Genomic DNA, 18,693 nt, shown 5'->3' on the forward strand with positions numbered 1-18,693 from the left:
TTCTAATATTTCCCACAACTAGTCAATAAGTATTAAAAACCACTTCAAACCACACCCAAAACAATTGAGCATAATTCATACTCGACTTTCAATAAAACGAGGTGGTATTTTCTTATTGACTGTAAGCTAAAATAGGAAAAAAGTTTGTAGTATGGGTTGTGAAACATATTGATTATGAACATTTTTGCAAACAAATACTTTGTAATTATTTGTTTCTGTTAATACACAGTTTGCTTACTTATTTATTTTTAAGTCATTAATTTTAGGAAATATCTCGAACCGCTCGGTTAGCAAGTTCAAGTAAGACTGTGCGGTTTCGGGTGTAAAGCTTATAGATTTGCAAAGGTCATCGGCTTTGAAGATGTCTTCGGTGTACAACTTTTTATATTGCTCATAATTGCCGGTGGCCATTAAGAAAAGATGGTTTTGGTAAAAAATTACCGGCTGCTTATTTTCATCTTTCTTGACACTGTTATTGCTGCTGATGGTTTTTAAGAACAAAAACAAATTGGGCACTTCTTTCAATTGGTTTTTCCATAATCTGTTTTTTAGCTGTGATTGTACAAATTCCAAGATAGCTTGATGAGTAGGCGCTAAACCAAGATTATAAACTTGATCATCGATGTTTAAAAATCGATGGTCAAACAACCATTTGATTAAAAAAGTATAGGCTTCGGTCCAGAGGTTATGCTCGTTAGTAGGGTCAAAAAAGCAATTGTTTATGATTTCTCGCTCTTGTTTGATTCCGGCGGCTATATGGACGCATTTCTTTTTTTTAACGTCGTATTCGGCGGTTGTCTTTATGAAGTCGTTGTAGGTTTTCTCAAAATAACCTTTGTTGATTTTTCCGAAATAGTTTTCAAAGCCTTCATAGGACGCCAGTGGATTTGGAGTAACGTCCCAAAAATCGTTGGGTCTTGTATCGCTTTTTGAGGGCAAATAGAAATAGACGTTTTTTAAATAGGCTATAAAGTTATAGTCGTCATTTTTAGGGCTGACCGGCGGGTAATAGGATTCGTGGATGATGTCGTAATCAAAATCGAAATCAATTTGGTACTCTTTGTGTCTTATCGCTTTACCGGAAGCATTGGCGTTGACGGTCTTTGGTGCTTTGAGTCCTTGTTTTTCAAAAAATGCAACTAGTTTTGGGTCGGTAGAGGACAGTCCGATTAAGGCTATTATTTCTGATTGTTTCATGGGTAAATCTTATGGTTTATTGGCTCCTTAGCATCCTCCTCAAACTTACCAAATTAAGATACGTAAAGCAATTCTACAGTTTAGGTAATTATAGCGAAGTTATCAACACTTGCAGATTTAGAATTAGTGACTATTTGCAAATTAATTTTCCCTTAAAAACAAAGCGGTCAGCACCGTGAAAACATAAAATGTACTACATTAGCACAGCAAATCGAATGATCAATGAAGCACATTTTAATAGTAGAAGACGAAGAAGGAATTGTTCAATTCCTTACACAAGGTTTGGAAGAGGAAGGCTATCAAATATCATCGGCCAACAACGGGAAATCAGGGTTAGAGCTTTTTCAAAATGAAAAATTTGATTTGGTCTTACTCGATTGGATGTTACCCAAAATGACCGGCGTAGAAGTCTGCAAAGCCATTCGATTGCAAAACACCAAAGTGCCTATTATTTTTCTAACCGCCAAAGACACGGTGCAAGAAACCGTAGAAGGGTTGAAAAGTGGCGCCAATGATTATATCAAAAAGCCTTTTAGTTTTGACGAACTGGTGGAACGTATTAAAGTACAGTTGCGTGACCAACCCGAAAATGACCTCTTAACACTTGGTCCGGTAGAAATTAATTTGCAAAAGCATCAGGTTACCGTGGATAAGAAAGAAGTGTCGCTTACACAAAAGGAGTTTGATTTGCTTCATTATTTGGTTAAAAACAAAGGAACGGTTTGCTCTAGAACCCAAATCATACAAGACGTTTGGGACATTCATTTTGAATATGATACCGGCGTAATCGACGTATTCATGAACGCCATACGAAAAAAACTAAACCTTAAAGTGGAAGAAGATTATATCAAAACCATTCGTGGTGTTGGGTATATTGCTAATGACGAATGAGCCAATAAGAATTTGAAGTCTGAAGGTTTGGAAGGTTATTTGACCACGGATTTTACAGCTGTTACAGATTAGCACTGATTTAAAAATAGCACTGAATAATCTGTGTGAATTAGTATAATCTGTGTAATCTGTGGCTAATTTTTTTCAGAAGCTAAAAATAAAATGCACAATTATATATTTTGACCGTAAATGCAACAATTTTCATTTAAAAACAGAATCGCATCCAATTATATCATTACAACAGCCTTGTTAATATTGGTGGTCTTTTTTGCTATCTATTCTATAGTGCGCTTTAGTGTGTCTGTTAGAGTTGATAACGAAATTAAAACTGAAGTAACCAAGCATTTAAAAGAGATTGAAGTCATAGAAAACTGTGTTTTACTGATTGAGGAAGAAGAGTGGAAGACCAGTCAGTTTAACAAAGTAGAGGTCAGTCCGGCTTTTATTCAATTTGTTGATGAATTAGGCGCTATGGTGGAAAAATCACCCAACCTAAAACAGAAACAACTGACCTACAAAGCCAGTGCGCCTGTGAATGAATTGTTTGAAACTAAGTTAGAAAACATTTCGGTAAGACAAATTCAAGTACCGCTTTATCAAGGCACAAAAATCATTGGCTTCATGATTGTAGCCATGTCGCTTGAGGATTCCATAATGGTTTTAAACAATTTGTTTACCATTATGCTGATTGCTTATCCAATGATATTATTAGTGCTGTTTCTCATCGCTCGATTTATTGCCGGTAGAAGTATAAAGCCAATAAGTACTATCATTGAAACGTCTAATGATATTACAAAAGACAATCTGAAATCGAGAATTCCGTTGCCTCAAAATCGCGATGAATTGTTTATCTTATCGCAAACTATCAATAACTTATTGGATAGGGTAGAGAATGCCATTGAACGCGAAAAACAGTTTACATCAGATGCGTCTCATGAACTGAGAACACCATTGGCAGTAATTAAAGGAACTTTAGAAGTGTTAGTTCGTAAACCTCGTAATCCTGAGGAATATAAAGAAAAAATAGACTTTTGTATTAATGAAGTAAATCGTTTGAATCACTTGGTAGATGAATTGCTTTTATTGGCTCGTTTCGAAAACCAAAAGCAAACTTTAAAGTTGGAAAAGGTTTCATTAAACGCCATTTTCCTCGATGTTATTTCTCGAAATTCAACCATTATAAGCGAGAAGAAAATTAAATGTGTGGCCAACTTCCCGAAAGATTTTTATGTTACTACCGATGCGTATTTGCTTGGCATTATAGTAAACAACATTTTAACCAATGCGGTGAAATATTCTAAACCCAATGACACCATCAACTTTGACATCATTGAAACCGAAAATAAATTGATTTGTTCTGTTTCTGATCAAGGAATTGGTATTGCAGAAGAAGATTTGCAGAAGATTTTTGACCAATTTTATCGTTCCAAATCAAACGAACATCCGGAAATCAAAGGAACAGGCTTGGGATTGTCCATTGTAAAAAGATTATCGTTATTACTTCAAATTGATTTGCAAATAGAAAGCGAAGAAAATAAAGGAACCAAAGTCATTTTAGGCTTTATTAAATAATTGACAATGTGACAATTATCATGTTCCGCAAAGTAAATAATGAGTATTTTTGAATTAAACTAAACAACAAAAACCATGAACGACGCTCACTTACACCTATTAGTTAACCATTTTCCAATCATCGGGACGATTATTGGATTGGGCATTTTAATTGCCGGTATTGTATTAAAAAACAAGGCGGTAAAGAACACGGCATTTGTTGTACTGATTGTGGCAGCTGTTTTTGGCTTTGCGTCAATGTCAACCGGTGAAGGCGCAGAAGAATTGGTAGAAGACATGCCAAGTGTTGGTAAAAAAATAATTCACGAGCACGAAGAATTAGCAGAGAAGTTTGTTTTGATACTTTATGTTACGGGAGCTTTCGCGCTATTGTCCTTAATTGCCACCGCTAAAAACCATTCTAAAGCCAAATTATTTACGCGGATAACTTTACTGTTAACCATAGTTACAGTAGTCTTGGTAAAAAATGTTGGTACTTCAGGTGGTGAAATTCGCCATACAGAGATTAGAGCCAATGCCAACAGTCCTGAAATTGCTGCTCCCGAAAATGGAGGCGAACAGGAAGAAGATTAAACTTTTTAAACTTACTATAAACGAACCTAACAGTTATTTCTGTTAGGTTTTTTTATTTTAAAGCGATATAAATTAAGATATTTCAATAAAAAATATGCATTATCGATTATCTGCTAATTTTTTTGAAACGCTTTGTTAGCAAGCAGCAATAAAGTATATTTACGTTCTATGTAAAATAAAGATTAAGCATGCGCAGCACTGATGACAATGTAACGGAAGATTTAGCACTCAAGAAAATTATTGAACCCCAACTCAATATTATTTTAACTACTGACGAAGACGACGAAAGACCGGTTTATATCTCCGGTAACTTCAATAATTGGGTAACTCAAGACAAGAATTTTGAAATGGAACGCGTAGGGCAAGGTTTGTATCATTACAAGTTTGCCCACGATTTTACTTATCCCGACGAACTTTTATACAAATTTACCCGCGGCGATTGGAGCGAAGTCGAAATAGATAAATTTGGGAATCGTACTGAAAACAGAAGTTGCAAACAACACAACGGCGTGCGCAAAGAGCATGTGGCCAAATGGCGACACAATTGGTTACCATTTAAATCAAAGTTTTTACCGAAAGTTCATTTGATTTCTGAAGAATTCGAAATTCCGCAATTGAATAAAACCCGCAGAGTATGGGCATTGTTGCCTCATGATTATGAAAAGACAACAGAGACTTATCCGGTGTTGTATCTTCAAGATGCCCAAAATTTATTCAATGAAAAAGCCAAATACGGCAATTGGGAAATCGATAAAAAACTCGCTGTAATGGCGGAATACAAGATTGGCAAAATCATCATTATAGCAGTTGAACATGCTGAAAAAGAAAGGATTAAAGAATACAATGTCGGCAATACCGTTTTAGGCAGTGGCGAAGGCAAAAAGTACATTCGTTTTGTTACCGAAACGTTGAAACCCTTTGTAGATGCCAATTTCAGAACCAAACCCGAACGCGAATACACCGGAATTGGTGGCAGTTCTATGGGCGGATTGGTCAGCATTTTTTCGGGGATTATGTATCCGGAAATCTTTGGCAAGTTGATGATATTTTCGCCATCGCTTTGGGTTGTTCCTAAAATCAAATTGTCATTCCTGGACATTGACGAACCACAAGAAACGCGAATTTATCTTTATGCCGGTGGCGATGAAAGTGCGACCATGATTGATCACGTGCAGCATTTCAAAAAACGATTACTCAAAAAAGAAGGTTTCGCCGATAAAATGAAAGTGCGTTTAAGCCTCGATATGGAAGGCAAACACAACGAGAGATATTGGAGCGATGAATTCCCAAAAGCAATAGAATGGCTTTATTTTAGTACTAAAGAAGAATAAATTAGAATTATGAAAACAAAACAAATAAAAACCCTTGACGGATTTACCGGAACCATTTTAATTCCGGTGTATGAAACCAATGCTAAAAGTATAGTGCCGATTGAATACCACGGCACCACAGTTTCTTCCAAGGTATTTTACGGAAAAAAAGATACGCATTATTTAGTCGAAAAATACGATTGCACTCATGTCTTTATCGGTTTAGGTGCAGCCATTGATTACAAATCGATTAAAACCATTTTCAGACGAATTGCTTCCAAACAAAAAGAGGTTTTCGGTCAAAATGTAGCTTTGGCTTTTCCGGAAAAATTCAATCCGAATGAAGTAGAAGCAGCTGTTTCCGGATTGGTTTTAGGAACTTATGATTTAGGTCATTACAAGAAAAATGAAACGCATCCTTTAGCAAAAGACAATTTCGAATTGCAATATTTGGCCAAAAACGATGTAGAAGAAGCGATAAACAAAGGAATCAAAATCGCCAACGCGCAATTAGAAACTTTCAACTTGGTTGATTTACCACCTAATAAAGTCAACCCAAAATACTTAGCCGATTGGGCCACCGAAGCCGGTGAAAAATATGGTTTTGAAGTAACCGTTTTTGGGAAAGCAAAATCAACTGAAATAGGTTTGCATTCTTTTCTGTCGGTTGGCAAAGGCAGTGCCAATGAACCGCAATTCATCATCATGGAATACAAACCCGAAAAAGCGAAGAAACATATCGGTTTGGTTGGGAAAGGAATTACGTTTGACACCGGAGGATTGAATATTAAAACCGCCGGAATGGTTCAAATGAAATGTGATATGGCCGGTGGCGCAGCAGTTTTAGGCGCAATGCAATTGATAGCTGATTTGCAATTGCCTTATCGCGTGACTGCTATTGTGCCTGCGTGTGAAAATTCGGTGGATGCGCATTCGTTTATGCCGAGTGATGTGATTCAAAGTTATGCCGGACATTCAATAGAAATCATTGATACCGATGCTGAAGGCCGATTGATATTAGTCGATGGATTATCGTATTTGATTAAAAATTACAAACCGGAAACGGTGATTGATTTAGCTACTTTAACCGGAAGTGTCATTGGCACTTTAGGCTACGAATGCGCCGGTTTGTTTACCAATAATGAAGAGTTGTCCAAAAGATTACAGCAATCAGGTGACGCCATCGGTGAGCGTTTGTGGCAATTACCGCTTTGGGATGAATACAAACCGGATATCGACAGCGAGATTGCCGATGTGAAAAACTATTCGGGTAAACCGGTTGCCGGAGCGATTTCGGCAGCGAAGTTTTTAGAATATTTCACCGAAGACCATAAATCGTGGGCACATTTGGATATAGCCGGCGTGGCTTTTGGCGATGATGAATTCGCTAAGACCAAACATGCAACAGCTTATGGCGTACATTTAATTACTAAATTTATTGAAAATCTATAGCATATGGAAAATCCAATCAAAAATTTCATTTGTATTTCCAACTATTTTAAAGGGAATGATTTCTTAATTAATTTGAAGAAACAGGGCAATAAAGTCTATTTAATCACTTCGGAAAAGTTGCGCGACAAACCGTGGGCTTTTGATTACATAGACGAAATATATTTTATGCCCGGACAAGATGTTGATTGGAATTTGGAGGAATTATTAGCCGGTGTTGCCGGTTTAATGCGCGAAAGAAAGATTGACGGCATAGTGGCGTTAGATGATTTTGATGTGGAAAAGGCAGCTTATTTGCGTGAGAATCTAAGAATCTCCGGAATGGGACAAACCACCGGAAGGTATTTCCGAGACAAATTGGCGATGAGAATGCGAGCCAAAGACGCAGGTATTCCGATTCCTGCTTTTAGTCCGTTGTTTAATGATGTTGAAATTAATGAATTTGCCGATACGGTTGCGCCACCATGGGTTTTAAAACCACGTTCGGAAGCTTCGGCTTCGGGAATTATGAAGGTTCATTCTGCAGCCGAACTTTGGGAAAAAATCCACGGATTAGGCGATAATCGAATCAAATATTTGGTGGAACAATTCAAACCTGGTGCGGTTTATCACTGCGATGGATTGAATTGGCACGGCAAAACGTTATTCTCCATAACGTCTCAATATTTGGCAACGCCAATGGAAATCTCCCAAGGCGGCGGTATTTTCAGAAGTGCCAATATTCCTTATGATTCCAAAGACGACAAAGCCATCAAAAAACAAAACGAACAAGTTTTAAAAGCTTTTGGCATGCAACATGGTGCCAACCATACCGAGTTTATCAAATGCAATGATGATGGTAAAATCTACTTTTTAGAAACGGCATCGCGTGTTGGTGGCGCGCACTTAGCCGAAATGGTTGAGGCGGCTTCAGGTGTAAATCTTTGGAGCGAATGGGCCAAAATAGAAGATGCGTTAGTCAAAGGCAAACAATACAAATTGCCAACCATCAAAAAAGAATTCGCCGGGATTGTACTGACGTTGTCCAAATTTGAACATCCTGATTTATCCGGTTTTAATGATACTGAGGTTTGTTTCCGTGTACCTTTAGATTTCCACGCCGGGTTGATTGTAAAAAGCGATAATCACGCTCGTGTCAGAGAATTATTAGACGATTATGCGGAACGATTGATTCGAGATTATGCTACTGTAGCCCAACAGGAAGCAGTTAAGAAATTACATTAATAAATACGCAGATTAAAACATTATAAAATAATCTGCGGTAAAAATTTATGACCAATAAAACCTATACCAAACTAAACTTTCATTCCCATACCTTTTGTATTTGGAAAGAAGTGCCTTTTAACCAAATCAAGGATTTAAAAATCAATTATACCAGTCAATCAGGTAGTCAATATATTTTTACGGCTGAAGGTTTGTATCGCATTTCCAATCATTGGGGTCGAGTAGCGAATTGTCATTGGCGATTAATTCCATTAACGGAATTTAAAAACCAAAACATCACGGTTGCCTTTGCACAATGGACTGATTTTTATTCTAATGATGACACTTCGAAGTTGTTTTATGTCAAAGTAAATAGGGAAACCAAAGAAGTTAATTTTTACCACAAACTCTCGGCAGATGACAATGAAAAAGTGGTTTTAAGAAACGCCAAAGATACTGCCAAAACCATCAGAACTATCAAAGAAGTCTTGACCCAAGACGATTGGGCGAAGTATTTACAATATGATGATTTAGAAACTTTGCGAAGCGAAATTGTAAACGAATTGGTGCACACTCCTAAAAGCTTTTTGGAAGTAAAGAAGACTTATTTAGGTTAGTCTTGTTCAAACATGCCAACTGTTCCGCCAACCCAATCTTTGTCTTTGTTGAATTTGACACCAATCATTTCACCACGACTTAATCGAACTAAATTGGTGACTAGAGTGGGAGATGGAGCGTCTTTTTTCCAAACGGCCAGTATTCGAACTTCTGCCTTTACTTTTCCGTCTGGTGATTGAATGATGGGTTTATAGTTGACTTTTTTCTGTAATATGTATAAATCTTTTTCTTCTACAGCTTCAATATCTCCGGGCTTTACGTGAAAAATCACACCGCTGCCTGAGAAAGAAAATAATGGTTTCAAAACATAATTTTCTAAATCGGTTGGGATTGCTGTTAAGTCGGAAAGCAAAGTGGTTTCGATGAAATATTTTCCTTTTAAATAGGGTAAGATGAACTTACTGATTCTGAAAAACCAATTCGGATGACCTGCCCATTCTACATCGTATTCTTTCGAGAAATCGAAGTTCAATTGCAAATCGGTGCGCAAATCTAATTCATCAAAAATCACGCGATTGTATATGCGCTTCACTTGCGTTTCTTCGCCTTGAGTATTTTTATAGAAAAGTTGGTTCTCTTTTTCATACAATTCGGTCACACAAACTACTGGAATGCCTAAATCGCTGTGACAATAGTAGAAATCAATCTTAGTATTTTGCTTTTCAGGTTCGATTTCTAACAGGATTACATTCTCTTTTGGTAAGTCATTGCAAATTACTTCTTCTATTAGTCTCAAATAACTTTCCGGATTCAATCCATTAAAAAATGGCGTCAACTCAGACAGAAAAGGGTAATGGTTGACAAATTTTTGGGACAAATGATTCTGAAAATTAAACAACGAAGGGAAACCTTGTACTTCAATCAGCTTTGGTACAATTTCGCAATCTTCTTCACAAATGCCAAAATCAATCGCTAAAAAAGTAGTGTGATTGTCTTCATTCGGCACTTTTCTGTTTAATTCTAAAGCTCTATCGGTAAGTGATTTGAATTCGTTCTTTTGAATGAAACTAATAACTTCCTGACAACCTTCTAGTAATTGTTCTTTTAACGAATTCGGAATAAAAAAAGGAGTTTCACCAATTCGGAACGTCACTTTATAATCGAAATCAGAAGTGATATCTGCTTGCATGGCGTCGTATTTGGCCACGGTAAAGTTGTCGTTGAAAAGTTGGCGGTATTTTGGATTCATTTTATAAATCTAATTGGAAAGCGATTTTCTATGTTTCATCAAGTCATTAATGGCTATGCGTAAGAAATTCGGAATAATGGTTTCGTTGGTTTTATAGATTTTGTCTTCGTCTAATAAATCTTCTAACATATCGCGAAACTTGGTTTTACCTTTCATGGCGATAATGTGTTCGCGTCTTTCTTTGTTTTTTAAATTGGCAACAAAACTCAACGCATCAGCTTCGGGATGAAATTGTAAGCCAACGAATTCATCCGAAAAACGAACACCCATAATGGCACGTTCGTATTCTACATGCGTTCTCATTTTTTCCAAAGCGATAATCATGGCGCCTTTTTTGCTGAAAATGCTCAGCTTAGGCTGAACCACTTGGTAATCGCGACTATCAATGGCATAAAAAGGATTATTCAAACCTTCTAAAACCGGGTCGTTAGTTCCGGCTTCTGTTTTGTGAATGGTCATTACGCCGAAAGAAGTAGCCTTTCTTTTATTGATTGTTGCCAATCCGAAATGATGACAAGCCATTTGGAAAGAATGACAGATAAACAACATGTGTTTTTTAACTTTTTGTTCTTTGTTCCAATGCCATAATTGATCCACAAAATCATACCATTTTAAATCCCAACCATCGCCTTCTAAAGGATTTCCCGGTCCGCCGGTGGAAATAAAAATATCATATTTCTGAATGTCCGGAAACTCTGATTTTCCTCTGACATCAAAAATTTGAAAGGTAACTATTTGGTTAAATCGGTTGACAATATCAATAATACAGCGCATTCCTTGATTCGGTTCTCCGTTGTACATATCTAAAATCGCTATGCGAATGGGGTGACTCATTTTTTTACAATTTGGTAACGCAAAGATAACTTTTATGGTTGTGGGTTGTATGTTCTGGGTTGTAAGTTTTCAAAAGGCTATCAACAAATATTGCCCTACAACTTATAACGTACAACTATAAACCTCTGGTAAATTCGCTGGTAATCATATCAACTACTTTTGTCAAATCTTGCGTGTAATTGAAAACAGCTAATTGTTTATCGGCTCCGGTTCCTTCATTTAGAATGGTGTGAACGTAGTTGATTTCGTCACGACTGCCTAATTCGTCAACCACATCGTCAATAAATTCAAGTAATTCGAGGATCAGACATTTGGTATTGACTTCTTGTTGCAAACCAAAATCAATCATATTGCCTTCAACGCCATATCTTGCGGCACGGAATTTATTTTCCTTAATCAAAGCAATTCTGTAAATATTGAAACTGGTGTTTGCCATAGTCAATTTGTATAATTTTGCAACAATGGCTTGAATGACGGCAACAATACACATCGCTTCATCAACGGTCAAACTCATGTCTGTGATACGAAATTCAATCGTGTCATAGAACGGATGCAAACGCAAATCCCACCAAATTTTCTTCGGATTGTCGATGCATTTGGTTTTGACCAAAGTCTCCAAATAGTTGTCATATGCTTGAACGCTATCAAAATATTCCGGCAAACCTGTACGTGGAAATTTATCAAATACTTTAGTTCTAAACGATTTATAACCGGTATTTCTTCCTTCCCAAAAAGGTGAATTGGTAGACAACGCAAAAATATGCGGTAAGAAATAAGTCGCCTGATTCATTAGCTGTAAACCAATTTCACGATTTTCTATTCCGACGTGACAATGCATCCCAAAAATCAGATTGGAACGTGCTGCATCTTGCAATTCGTTGACAATGTGATGGTATCTTGGATCGTCAGTAATAGGTTGGTCTTGCCAACGAGAAAACGGATGTGTTCCGGCGCCACCGACAACTAGGTTTTGTTTGGAGGCCAATTCTACTATTTTACTTCTCAGAAAGCGGATTTCGGCTTTGGCTTCCTTGACGTTTTTACAAATATTGGTGCCAACTTCAACGACGGATTGGTGCATTTCGGCTTTTACCTGTTCGTTTAAAATGATCTTAGCACCATCTACAATTTTGGATAAATGTGACCGCAAATCGCGGGTTTCAGGATCTATAATTTGATATTCTTCTTCTACACCTAAGGTAAATACGGGTAATTTCTTCGTCATTATTTCACTTTTAAATTAAAGGAAAGTGTTATTTCTCTGCGGCTGCGTTTTTGATAAAATCGCCCCAAGTCAAGTTGATTTTGCCCGGTTTTTGCTTTTTAGCGAAAGCTATCGCCATTTGAGCCGCTTCTTCTACAACCCATTCAAAATTTTCGGCACCAACTGAAGTATATTCTGCATCCGGAGCAGGATTTCCAAAATCGATGGCGTATGGAATTCCGTCACGAACAGCAAATTCAACGGTATTGAAATCATAACCTAAACCTTTGCAAAGACGAAGCGTGTAATCTTTAATCGTTGCCATTAGTTTTTTGTCCGTATTTGGATTTTCGACTACATATCTTAAATGGTGCGGATTTCTTGGTTCGTATGGCATAATGCGAACGGCCTTTCCGCCCAAACAATACACACGATAATAATCATCGAAGACAATTTCCTCTTGTAAAAGCATTACCAACTGTCCGGTTTCTTGGTGTTTTTGCCAAAATTCTTCCTTGTTTTCTAATCGGTAAACATTTTTCCAACCACCACCGGCATAGGGTTTCATATAAGCCGGAAAACCGATGTATTCGAAAATACCTTCCCAATCCATAGGATATTTAAGATTTCTGAATGATTTTGAAGTTGTATCGGTCGGATGTTCCGCAGAAGGCAAAATTACCGTGTTTGGTAGTGGAACGCCCAGTGTATCCGCTAAAGCATTATTAAAAAATTTATCATCGGCACTCCACCAAAATGGATTATTGATTACGTTGGTTCCCGTGAGTGCAGCATTTTTTAAATACGCACGATAAAAAGGAACGTCTTGTGAAATTCTGTCTATAATTACGGCATATTCACCACCTTTGTTTTGCACTACTTTGTCTATGGAAACGGCTTCAGCGATAATTCCTTTTTCGTTTTTTGAGTTTACTCTTTCGATAAACGCATAAGGAAAAGTGTCTTCCATTCCGAATAAAATACCAATCTTTTTCATAACTCTGTTGTTTATTATTTTGTCTTATTTTGTATTCTTTTAAAAAAACTTAATTCTGGATAAATAATGTGGAAACATTTCGCGCCAAACCGGCCAATCGTGTTCTCGGTCTTGGCGAACGTCTAACCAATGCGGAATGTCTCTTTGGGAAAGAATTTTGCTCAACTTCAAATTGGCATCAAAACAAATGTCCCAATTGGAAGTGCCGAGTATGATGTCCATATTCCATAATTCAGCGTCGTTTAATCCGTGTAAATAATCTTCCGGACTATTGTAGAATACATTATCGTCCCAATGACCATCCATAAAACTTTTAATGGAAAAGGCTCCGCTTAGCGAAAACATATGACTGACATAACCCGGATGTTTGAGAGCAAAATTTGCTGCATGATAACCACCAAAACTACAGCCGGCTACCGCTACTTTTCCAGCGTAAGTGTTATTTCTTATCTTTTCTACAATTTCGTGGCAAATCATTTTATCGTACCAAACATGGTTTTGGATGCGATGAACAGGATGGATGTTTTTATTGTAGAAACTTTCTTTGTCTATGCTATTAGGACAAAAGATTTGTATCAAACCTTGATCAATATACCATCGGGCACTTTCTATTAAACCTTGGTCTTTATTTTCGTGGTAACTTCCCATAGAAGTAGGGAAGAGGATTACCGGATATCCCGAATGTCCAAAAACCAACATTTCGATTTCACGGCTCAAATTAGGCGAATACCATTTAAAATATTCTTCTTTCATAATTGTTATTCATTTTAACAATTATAATGAAAAATTTGTTGTGAAATATGTAAAACTTTGAATCTTATTAAGTTTTACGATAAAATATTTAATGATATTTAGTTTTTGAAAATTCTCCAAAAAAAGCACTAAATACAAATACGGAATTTAATTATTGTCAAGAATAACAACAATATAAATCCCGTAAGTATAGATAAACAGTAGTTAAAACTGTTTTTGTAGCATAAAAATATAACCAATTAGGCTACGAGTTCAATTAATTGAATTTGACTTTTAAGTCTTTCAATCAACATATTCATCATGCGTTTATTGATATTGGAAGAATTTTGGATATATTCTGCATATTCGTCTAAAGTAAAAAAGGCAATGACCATACCTTTCAAAGAGTTTCTGAATTTGATATCTCTTTGGATAACATTTTCTACGTAGGCCATTTTCTTTTCGGGTGTAAGAGAAAAGAAAACATTCTTTTGTTTCATTGCATAATTGATAAAAACTTGAATGAACAAATCATTTTGTAACTTTAAAATAGGACGAAGGGTTTTGTTTTGAAAAACTTCCTCAAGCGAGGACTGACTGGTTATCGTTCCTAAAGATTCTCCTCTTAACTCTAGAACATTGTTATCTCTGGCTTCCATATCGGGATTGTATTAGTGGGTTTATATGTTATTTAAAGCGGACTAAAGTTCGCGTACCTTACTGTCACTGGTAGTTTTCCTCTTAATATCAAATATCACTGGCTTCCATTGTTTTTTTAAAGTTATAAAAAAACCTCTGTCGTAAAACAGAGGTCATTTTATAGTTATTAATAATTAATTGTTAATTAGTTATCTTGAATACCGCTTTGCGAACTAAGCGTCTGGCGTAGTCAGAGTTCTTATCGACTGAGCTGTCAATTCCGGCTCCTTTAGCATTCAATCTTGAAGGATTGATTCCGGCTTTGATTAAGATTGCTTTGACATTCTCAGCTCTTGTAGAAGCCAGTTTCTCATTTTTAGCACTGTCCCCAACTTCGTCAGCATAACCCGAAATCTCTACAGATGCCGTTGGATTATTTCTTAAGTAGTTCAACACAAATCCGATGTTGTCTGCTGAAGCAGGTGTAGGTTGTGAGTTACTCTTGTCAAAATAAGCAGCAATATAACCTTCATTGATTAATTGCTCAATCATATTTTTAGACAAAGCAACATTATTATTGTTGGTAATTGTATTGTCAATGTATTTTTCTAATTCATCAGGAACACCATTCGTGTTTTTATCAACCATTCTTCCTTTTGTATCCACGGCAACTCCGGCAAGAGAATTGTTTTCAGCATCTAAATAATCAGGAACACCATCTTTATCAGAATCATTCATTAAGGTTTCAATTTCACCGATTCTGCCATTCAAAGCTTCAATTTCTTTGTCTTTCTTATCCTGAATAATTGCCCAATCTCCGTGGATTTTTTCATTACCGAATGAATAAGAAAGTCCAAGAGTCATAACAATCATTTGTCCTGATAAGTTTTCTGAGCTGTCGGCATAAGATCCATCCCAACTCAAATGTTGTCTGAAATTATTCAAAAGACTGATATCGCCTACAACAGAGAGAGAGTTTGAAATTCTGAACTGAGGAGAAAATCCAACGATTAATCCTCCATTAAGTTCGTCTTTGTCTAAAAGGTCTGAGTGCATTCTGGATATTTGAAGACCTCCATGCAATAACAAACCAAAACGTCCGACAGAATCTTCTAATCCAAACAATCTAACCGCATTGACAACACCTTGAAATCCTACTCTGTATTGGTAAGTTTCAAAGTCTAAACTTCCACTGCCTTTTTGATTGGTGAATTTATCATAATTTAAATCCATTTTTAAACCAAACTTTGGGCTTAACATATAGCGAGCAGCTGCTCCGAAAGAATTTACTTGAAATCCACCGAAAGATCTAGAAGGATCGCTTGAGTAATAACCGTCAGCATATGGTTTAATACCTTTGGCTTGTCCGGCATAAACATCTATAGTCCATCTGTTATAACTATCTCCTAAAGTACCGGTAGTATCAACTGCGACTTGTGCATTTGAAAAATTAAAGGAAAAAATAGCAGTTAAAAGTAGTAGAAAATTCTTCATATATGTTTATTTGCGATTATTAAAAATGTTAAAATCATTACAAATATAAATGTTTACAATTAATAATCAACTTTTTTACCTATTAATGGCAGAAGTGACTAGGTTTTAATTCTAAATTTAATCATAAATTAATATTGGCTGTGTCTTTGAAATCGATTTCGGTTAATGATTTGCCAATTTTTGGAAGTGCTCTGACTGAAATGGTTAATTTTGTTTTGCTAATAAAAACAGATCAATATGAGATTTCATACCAGAAAATGGGTAAAACCGGAAGATTTAAATCCTAACAGCACTTTGTTTGGCGGAAGACTATTGGCTTGGATAGATGAAGAATTGGCTCTCTATTCCATTATTCAATTGGAAAATCCTAAAATTGTAACCAAACACATGTCCGAGATTAACTTCAGAAGTTCGGCTAAGCAAGGCGATATTATTGAAATAGGTATTGATGTTGTTAAATTCGGTGGTTCTTCATTGACTTTGACTTGTCAAGTAAGAAACATGATGACACGTGAAATCATTATCACTATTGACTCTATTACTATGGTAAGTCTTGGCTCGGATGGGAAACCAAAACCACACGGAAAAACGCAAATTGAATATATTCAGGACAGATTGGGCGGTTATTGATCTACAAAATCACTTTTACCGGAAGGCATTTCATAAATTTCTAAGTCGAAATAGGGAATAGAAGCAAAAATATGATCGAAAATATCGGACATAATGTATTCGTAATTCTCAAACCGCTTATCATTCGAAAAAGTATAAATTTCCAATGGAATTCCCTGCGGCGTTGGTTGCAACTGTCGACAAAGCAATATCATATCTTTATTCAAACCCGGATATTGGCTTAAATACTGGGTAATGTATTTTCGGAACAACCCAAAATTAGTCATATTCCTTCCGTTAATGAGCAGTGATTTATCAATATTGTGCATTTGATTAAACTTCTCAATTTCATTTTGACGGTGTTCAATATAATTGGTTACCAATTGGATTTTCTTCAACTCTCTTAATTCTTTTTCGTTTAAAAAACGAATGCTGTTGGCCTTAATTAAAATGTGCCTTTTGATTCTTCTACCATTCGAATCCAGCATACCGCGCCAGTTTCTGAAGGAATCTGAAATCATGCTGTAAGTTGGAATAGTAGTGGTAGTATTGTCAAAATTTCGAACTTTTACGGTCGCCAAATTTATTTCGATTACGTCTCCATCGGCACCAAATTTGTCAAATGTAATCCAATCACCAATGCGAACCATATCATTTAAGGAAACCTGAACACTGGCTACAAATCCCAAAATGGTATCTCTGAATATCAAAATGATAATAGCAGAAATAGCTCCGAATGTTCCCAACATTGCACCGGTACTGATTTCAAATATTTTGGAAATAATCATGATAAAACCAAAAACCCACAACACTATCATGATAACCTGAATGTAACTATCAATAGGCTTATCACTGTAAGACGGGTTTGATTTTAAATGATCACGAAAAGCATTAAGAATGGTTTTGATAATCCACAAAGTCAGCAATACGATATAAATACCAACGAGTTTTCCGAAAATGCCTTCCCAATAAACAAAGTTTTCTAAAATAATTGGAACTGATTTGTAGATAAACAATAGCGGAATCAAATGGGCAATGTATTTAGCAGTCTTATTGGAGACCAATAAATCATCGAATCTGGTTTTGGTTCTTCTGGCAACAATAATCATACTTCTTACCAATACATATCGGAATACCCGATAGATTGCATAAACAATTATCATTAGCACCACGATGTTTATCGCCAAACTCAAATAGGAAGATAGTGTTTCGCCAAAATCCCATTTTTTGAACAGCGGATAACTCCAACCAAATATTTTATCGACGATTTTATGCATTCTTCACATATTTTCTTTCTACATAAAAAGTAGCAAACGGAAATAATGACGCCAATTGAACTATCGCAAGTTCTTTTAAACTCCATTTTTGACTTTTAAAAATAGCAAATGCCAATACCACATAACCAATAAACAAAACACCATGCGCCATTCCTATTGGGAATAATAATGTTTTATACAAATCCAAATTGGAAGGTTTGATTACTAACATATTAAAAAATAAAACTAAATAGGATATTCCTTCAGCAATGGCAGTGAACTTGAAAAGTTTGGTCATGTTTTTTTTATTTAAACGCAAAATTAAGTAATAACATCAATAAAGAACCAAAAAGCGTTTACTTTTGTTAGTATAAAAATGAGATGAGTAAAAGAGATTTGAAGAAATACCTGAATGAACTTTCCAAAGCGCAATTGGAAGAGCAAATTATAGAACTGTACGACAAATTCAGTGATGTAAAAGTTTATTACAATTTTGCCTTTAATCCCAATGAAGACAAATTGGTTCGTGAAGCTAAGTTTAAAATCTCTAACGAATATTTTCCGGTAAAGGGAAAGAAATCTAAAATGCGTCGTTCTGTTGCCCAAAAATTCATCAAACACTTCATATCACTGGGCGTTGATTCCTTTATCATTGCCGATATCATGCTTTACAATATTGAAATTGCACAGACTTTTTCTGCTGAAAAGGTAGTTAAACAAGAATTATTCTTCAAAAGCATGCTGACTTCTTACCAGCAAGCAGTTAGCTTTATGATAGAAAAGGGAATTCTGCATGACTTTAAAAATAGAGTAGTGGCAGTCAAAGATGAAAGTGCTGCTCAAAACTGGTTCAATCAGTACGAGTTTATGGCCGTTGTAGAAAGACTCGAATATTAATTTTTTGTTATTTGGAAATTAAATTGTGT

Annotated in this window: 19 protein-coding genes; 9 read left to right on the forward strand and 10 right to left on the reverse strand. The window is 36.0% G+C overall.

The features are described 5' to 3' along the window. Positions 1–234 precede the first annotated feature (234 nt). The gene (locus tag C8C84_RS11235) at positions 235–1,197 is read right to left on the reverse strand and encodes a hypothetical protein (protein ID WP_121313734.1); all 963 of its coding nucleotides are present in this window, start codon (positions 1,195–1,197) and stop codon (positions 235–237) included. A gap of 222 nt (positions 1,198–1,419) precedes the next feature. On the opposite strand from C8C84_RS11235, the gene C8C84_RS11240 reads away from it, so the two are divergent. The 7 genes from C8C84_RS11240 (at position 1,420) to C8C84_RS11270 (ending at position 8,812) form a co-directional block, all read left to right on the forward strand. Beyond that, positions 1,420–2,088 carry a response regulator transcription factor gene (locus C8C84_RS11240; RefSeq protein WP_121313735.1) on the forward strand — a complete coding sequence of 223 codons (669 nt, stop codon included), beginning with the start codon at positions 1,420–1,422 and terminating at the stop codon, positions 2,086–2,088. A 189-nt stretch (positions 2,089–2,277) separates the two neighbouring features. Continuing rightward, complete coding sequence (locus C8C84_RS11245) at positions 2,278–3,660, forward strand: cell wall metabolism sensor histidine kinase WalK (protein ID WP_121313736.1); 1,383 nt, start codon at positions 2,278–2,280, stop codon at positions 3,658–3,660. A 75-nt stretch (positions 3,661–3,735) separates the two neighbouring features. Continuing rightward, positions 3,736–4,233: a DUF2231 domain-containing protein gene (locus C8C84_RS11250; protein WP_121313737.1), complete on the forward strand. Its 498-nt coding sequence runs from the start codon at positions 3,736–3,738 to the stop codon at positions 4,231–4,233. A gap of 188 nt (positions 4,234–4,421) precedes the next feature. After that, on the forward strand, positions 4,422–5,564 hold the full coding sequence (locus C8C84_RS11255; protein WP_121313738.1) for an alpha/beta hydrolase: 1,143 nt from the start codon (positions 4,422–4,424) through the stop codon (positions 5,562–5,564). Between the two features lie 9 nt (positions 5,565–5,573). Next, positions 5,574–6,995: a M17 family metallopeptidase gene (locus C8C84_RS11260; protein ID WP_121313739.1), complete on the forward strand. Its 1,422-nt coding sequence runs from the start codon at positions 5,574–5,576 to the stop codon at positions 6,993–6,995. Positions 6,996–6,998: 3 nt separating this feature from the next. After that, complete coding sequence (locus C8C84_RS11265) at positions 6,999–8,216, forward strand: acetyl-CoA carboxylase biotin carboxylase subunit family protein (protein ID WP_121313740.1); 1,218 nt, start codon at positions 6,999–7,001, stop codon at positions 8,214–8,216. 47 nt (positions 8,217–8,263) lie between these two features. After that, positions 8,264–8,812 (forward strand): hypothetical protein, encoded by a 549-nt coding sequence (locus C8C84_RS11270; protein ID WP_121313741.1) that lies wholly within the window; start codon positions 8,264–8,266, stop codon positions 8,810–8,812. Here C8C84_RS11270 and C8C84_RS11275 read toward each other — a convergent pair. From C8C84_RS11275 to C8C84_RS11305, 7 genes are all read right to left on the reverse strand, one after another. Continuing rightward, positions 8,809–10,002 carry a hypothetical protein gene (locus C8C84_RS11275; RefSeq protein WP_121313742.1) on the reverse strand — a complete coding sequence of 398 codons (1,194 nt, stop codon included), beginning with the start codon at positions 10,000–10,002 and terminating at the stop codon, positions 8,809–8,811. The two genes, C8C84_RS11270 and C8C84_RS11275, sit on opposite strands and share 4 nt — an antisense overlap. 9 nt (positions 10,003–10,011) lie before the next feature. After that, positions 10,012–10,836 carry a type 1 glutamine amidotransferase gene (locus C8C84_RS11280; protein ID WP_121313743.1) on the reverse strand — a complete coding sequence of 275 codons (825 nt, stop codon included), beginning with the start codon at positions 10,834–10,836 and terminating at the stop codon, positions 10,012–10,014. A gap of 115 nt (positions 10,837–10,951) precedes the next feature. Beyond that, complete coding sequence (locus tag C8C84_RS11285; RefSeq protein WP_121313744.1) at positions 10,952–12,061, reverse strand: carboxylate-amine ligase; 1,110 nt, start codon at positions 12,059–12,061, stop codon at positions 10,952–10,954. Positions 12,062–12,089: 28 nt separating this feature from the next. Further along, a complete protein-coding gene (locus C8C84_RS11290) occupies positions 12,090–13,037 on the reverse strand; it encodes a RimK family alpha-L-glutamate ligase (protein WP_121313745.1) in 948 nt (315 codons plus the stop codon). 39 nt (positions 13,038–13,076) lie between these two features. Further along, a complete protein-coding gene (locus C8C84_RS11295) occupies positions 13,077–13,790 on the reverse strand; it encodes an esterase family protein (protein WP_121313746.1) in 714 nt (237 codons plus the stop codon). Positions 13,791–14,029: 239 nt separating this feature from the next. Beyond that, entirely contained in the window at positions 14,030–14,428 is a 399-nt protein-coding gene (locus C8C84_RS11300) for a glyoxalase (RefSeq protein ID WP_121313747.1), read from the reverse strand. Between the two features lie 181 nt (positions 14,429–14,609). Further along, entirely contained in the window at positions 14,610–15,902 is a 1,293-nt protein-coding gene (locus tag C8C84_RS11305; RefSeq protein ID WP_121313748.1) for an OmpA family protein, read from the reverse strand. Between the two features lie 237 nt (positions 15,903–16,139). Between C8C84_RS11305 and C8C84_RS11310 the strand changes: the two genes are divergently transcribed. Next, positions 16,140–16,532 (forward strand): acyl-CoA thioesterase, encoded by a 393-nt coding sequence (locus tag C8C84_RS11310; protein WP_121313749.1) that lies wholly within the window; start codon positions 16,140–16,142, stop codon positions 16,530–16,532. Here C8C84_RS11310 and C8C84_RS11315 read toward each other — a convergent pair. Both C8C84_RS11315 and C8C84_RS11320 read right to left on the reverse strand, forming a co-directional pair. Beyond that, complete coding sequence (locus C8C84_RS11315) at positions 16,526–17,788, reverse strand: mechanosensitive ion channel family protein (protein WP_121313750.1); 1,263 nt, start codon at positions 17,786–17,788, stop codon at positions 16,526–16,528. The two genes, C8C84_RS11310 and C8C84_RS11315, sit on opposite strands and share 7 nt — an antisense overlap. Then, positions 17,781–18,065, reverse strand: coding sequence for a DUF3817 domain-containing protein (locus C8C84_RS11320; protein WP_121313751.1), 285 nt, complete (start codon positions 18,063–18,065; stop codon positions 17,781–17,783). Before C8C84_RS11320 ends, C8C84_RS11315 begins: the two co-directional genes overlap by 8 nt. A gap of 83 nt (positions 18,066–18,148) precedes the next feature. Between C8C84_RS11320 and C8C84_RS11325 the strand changes: the two genes are divergently transcribed. Continuing rightward, positions 18,149–18,664: a DUF6155 family protein gene (locus tag C8C84_RS11325; RefSeq protein WP_121313752.1), complete on the forward strand. Its 516-nt coding sequence runs from the start codon at positions 18,149–18,151 to the stop codon at positions 18,662–18,664. Positions 18,665–18,693: the final 29 nt, after the last annotated feature.

The sequence above is a fragment of the Flavobacterium sp. 102 genome, from assembly GCF_003634615.1.
Classification (GTDB): domain Bacteria; phylum Bacteroidota; class Bacteroidia; order Flavobacteriales; family Flavobacteriaceae; genus Flavobacterium.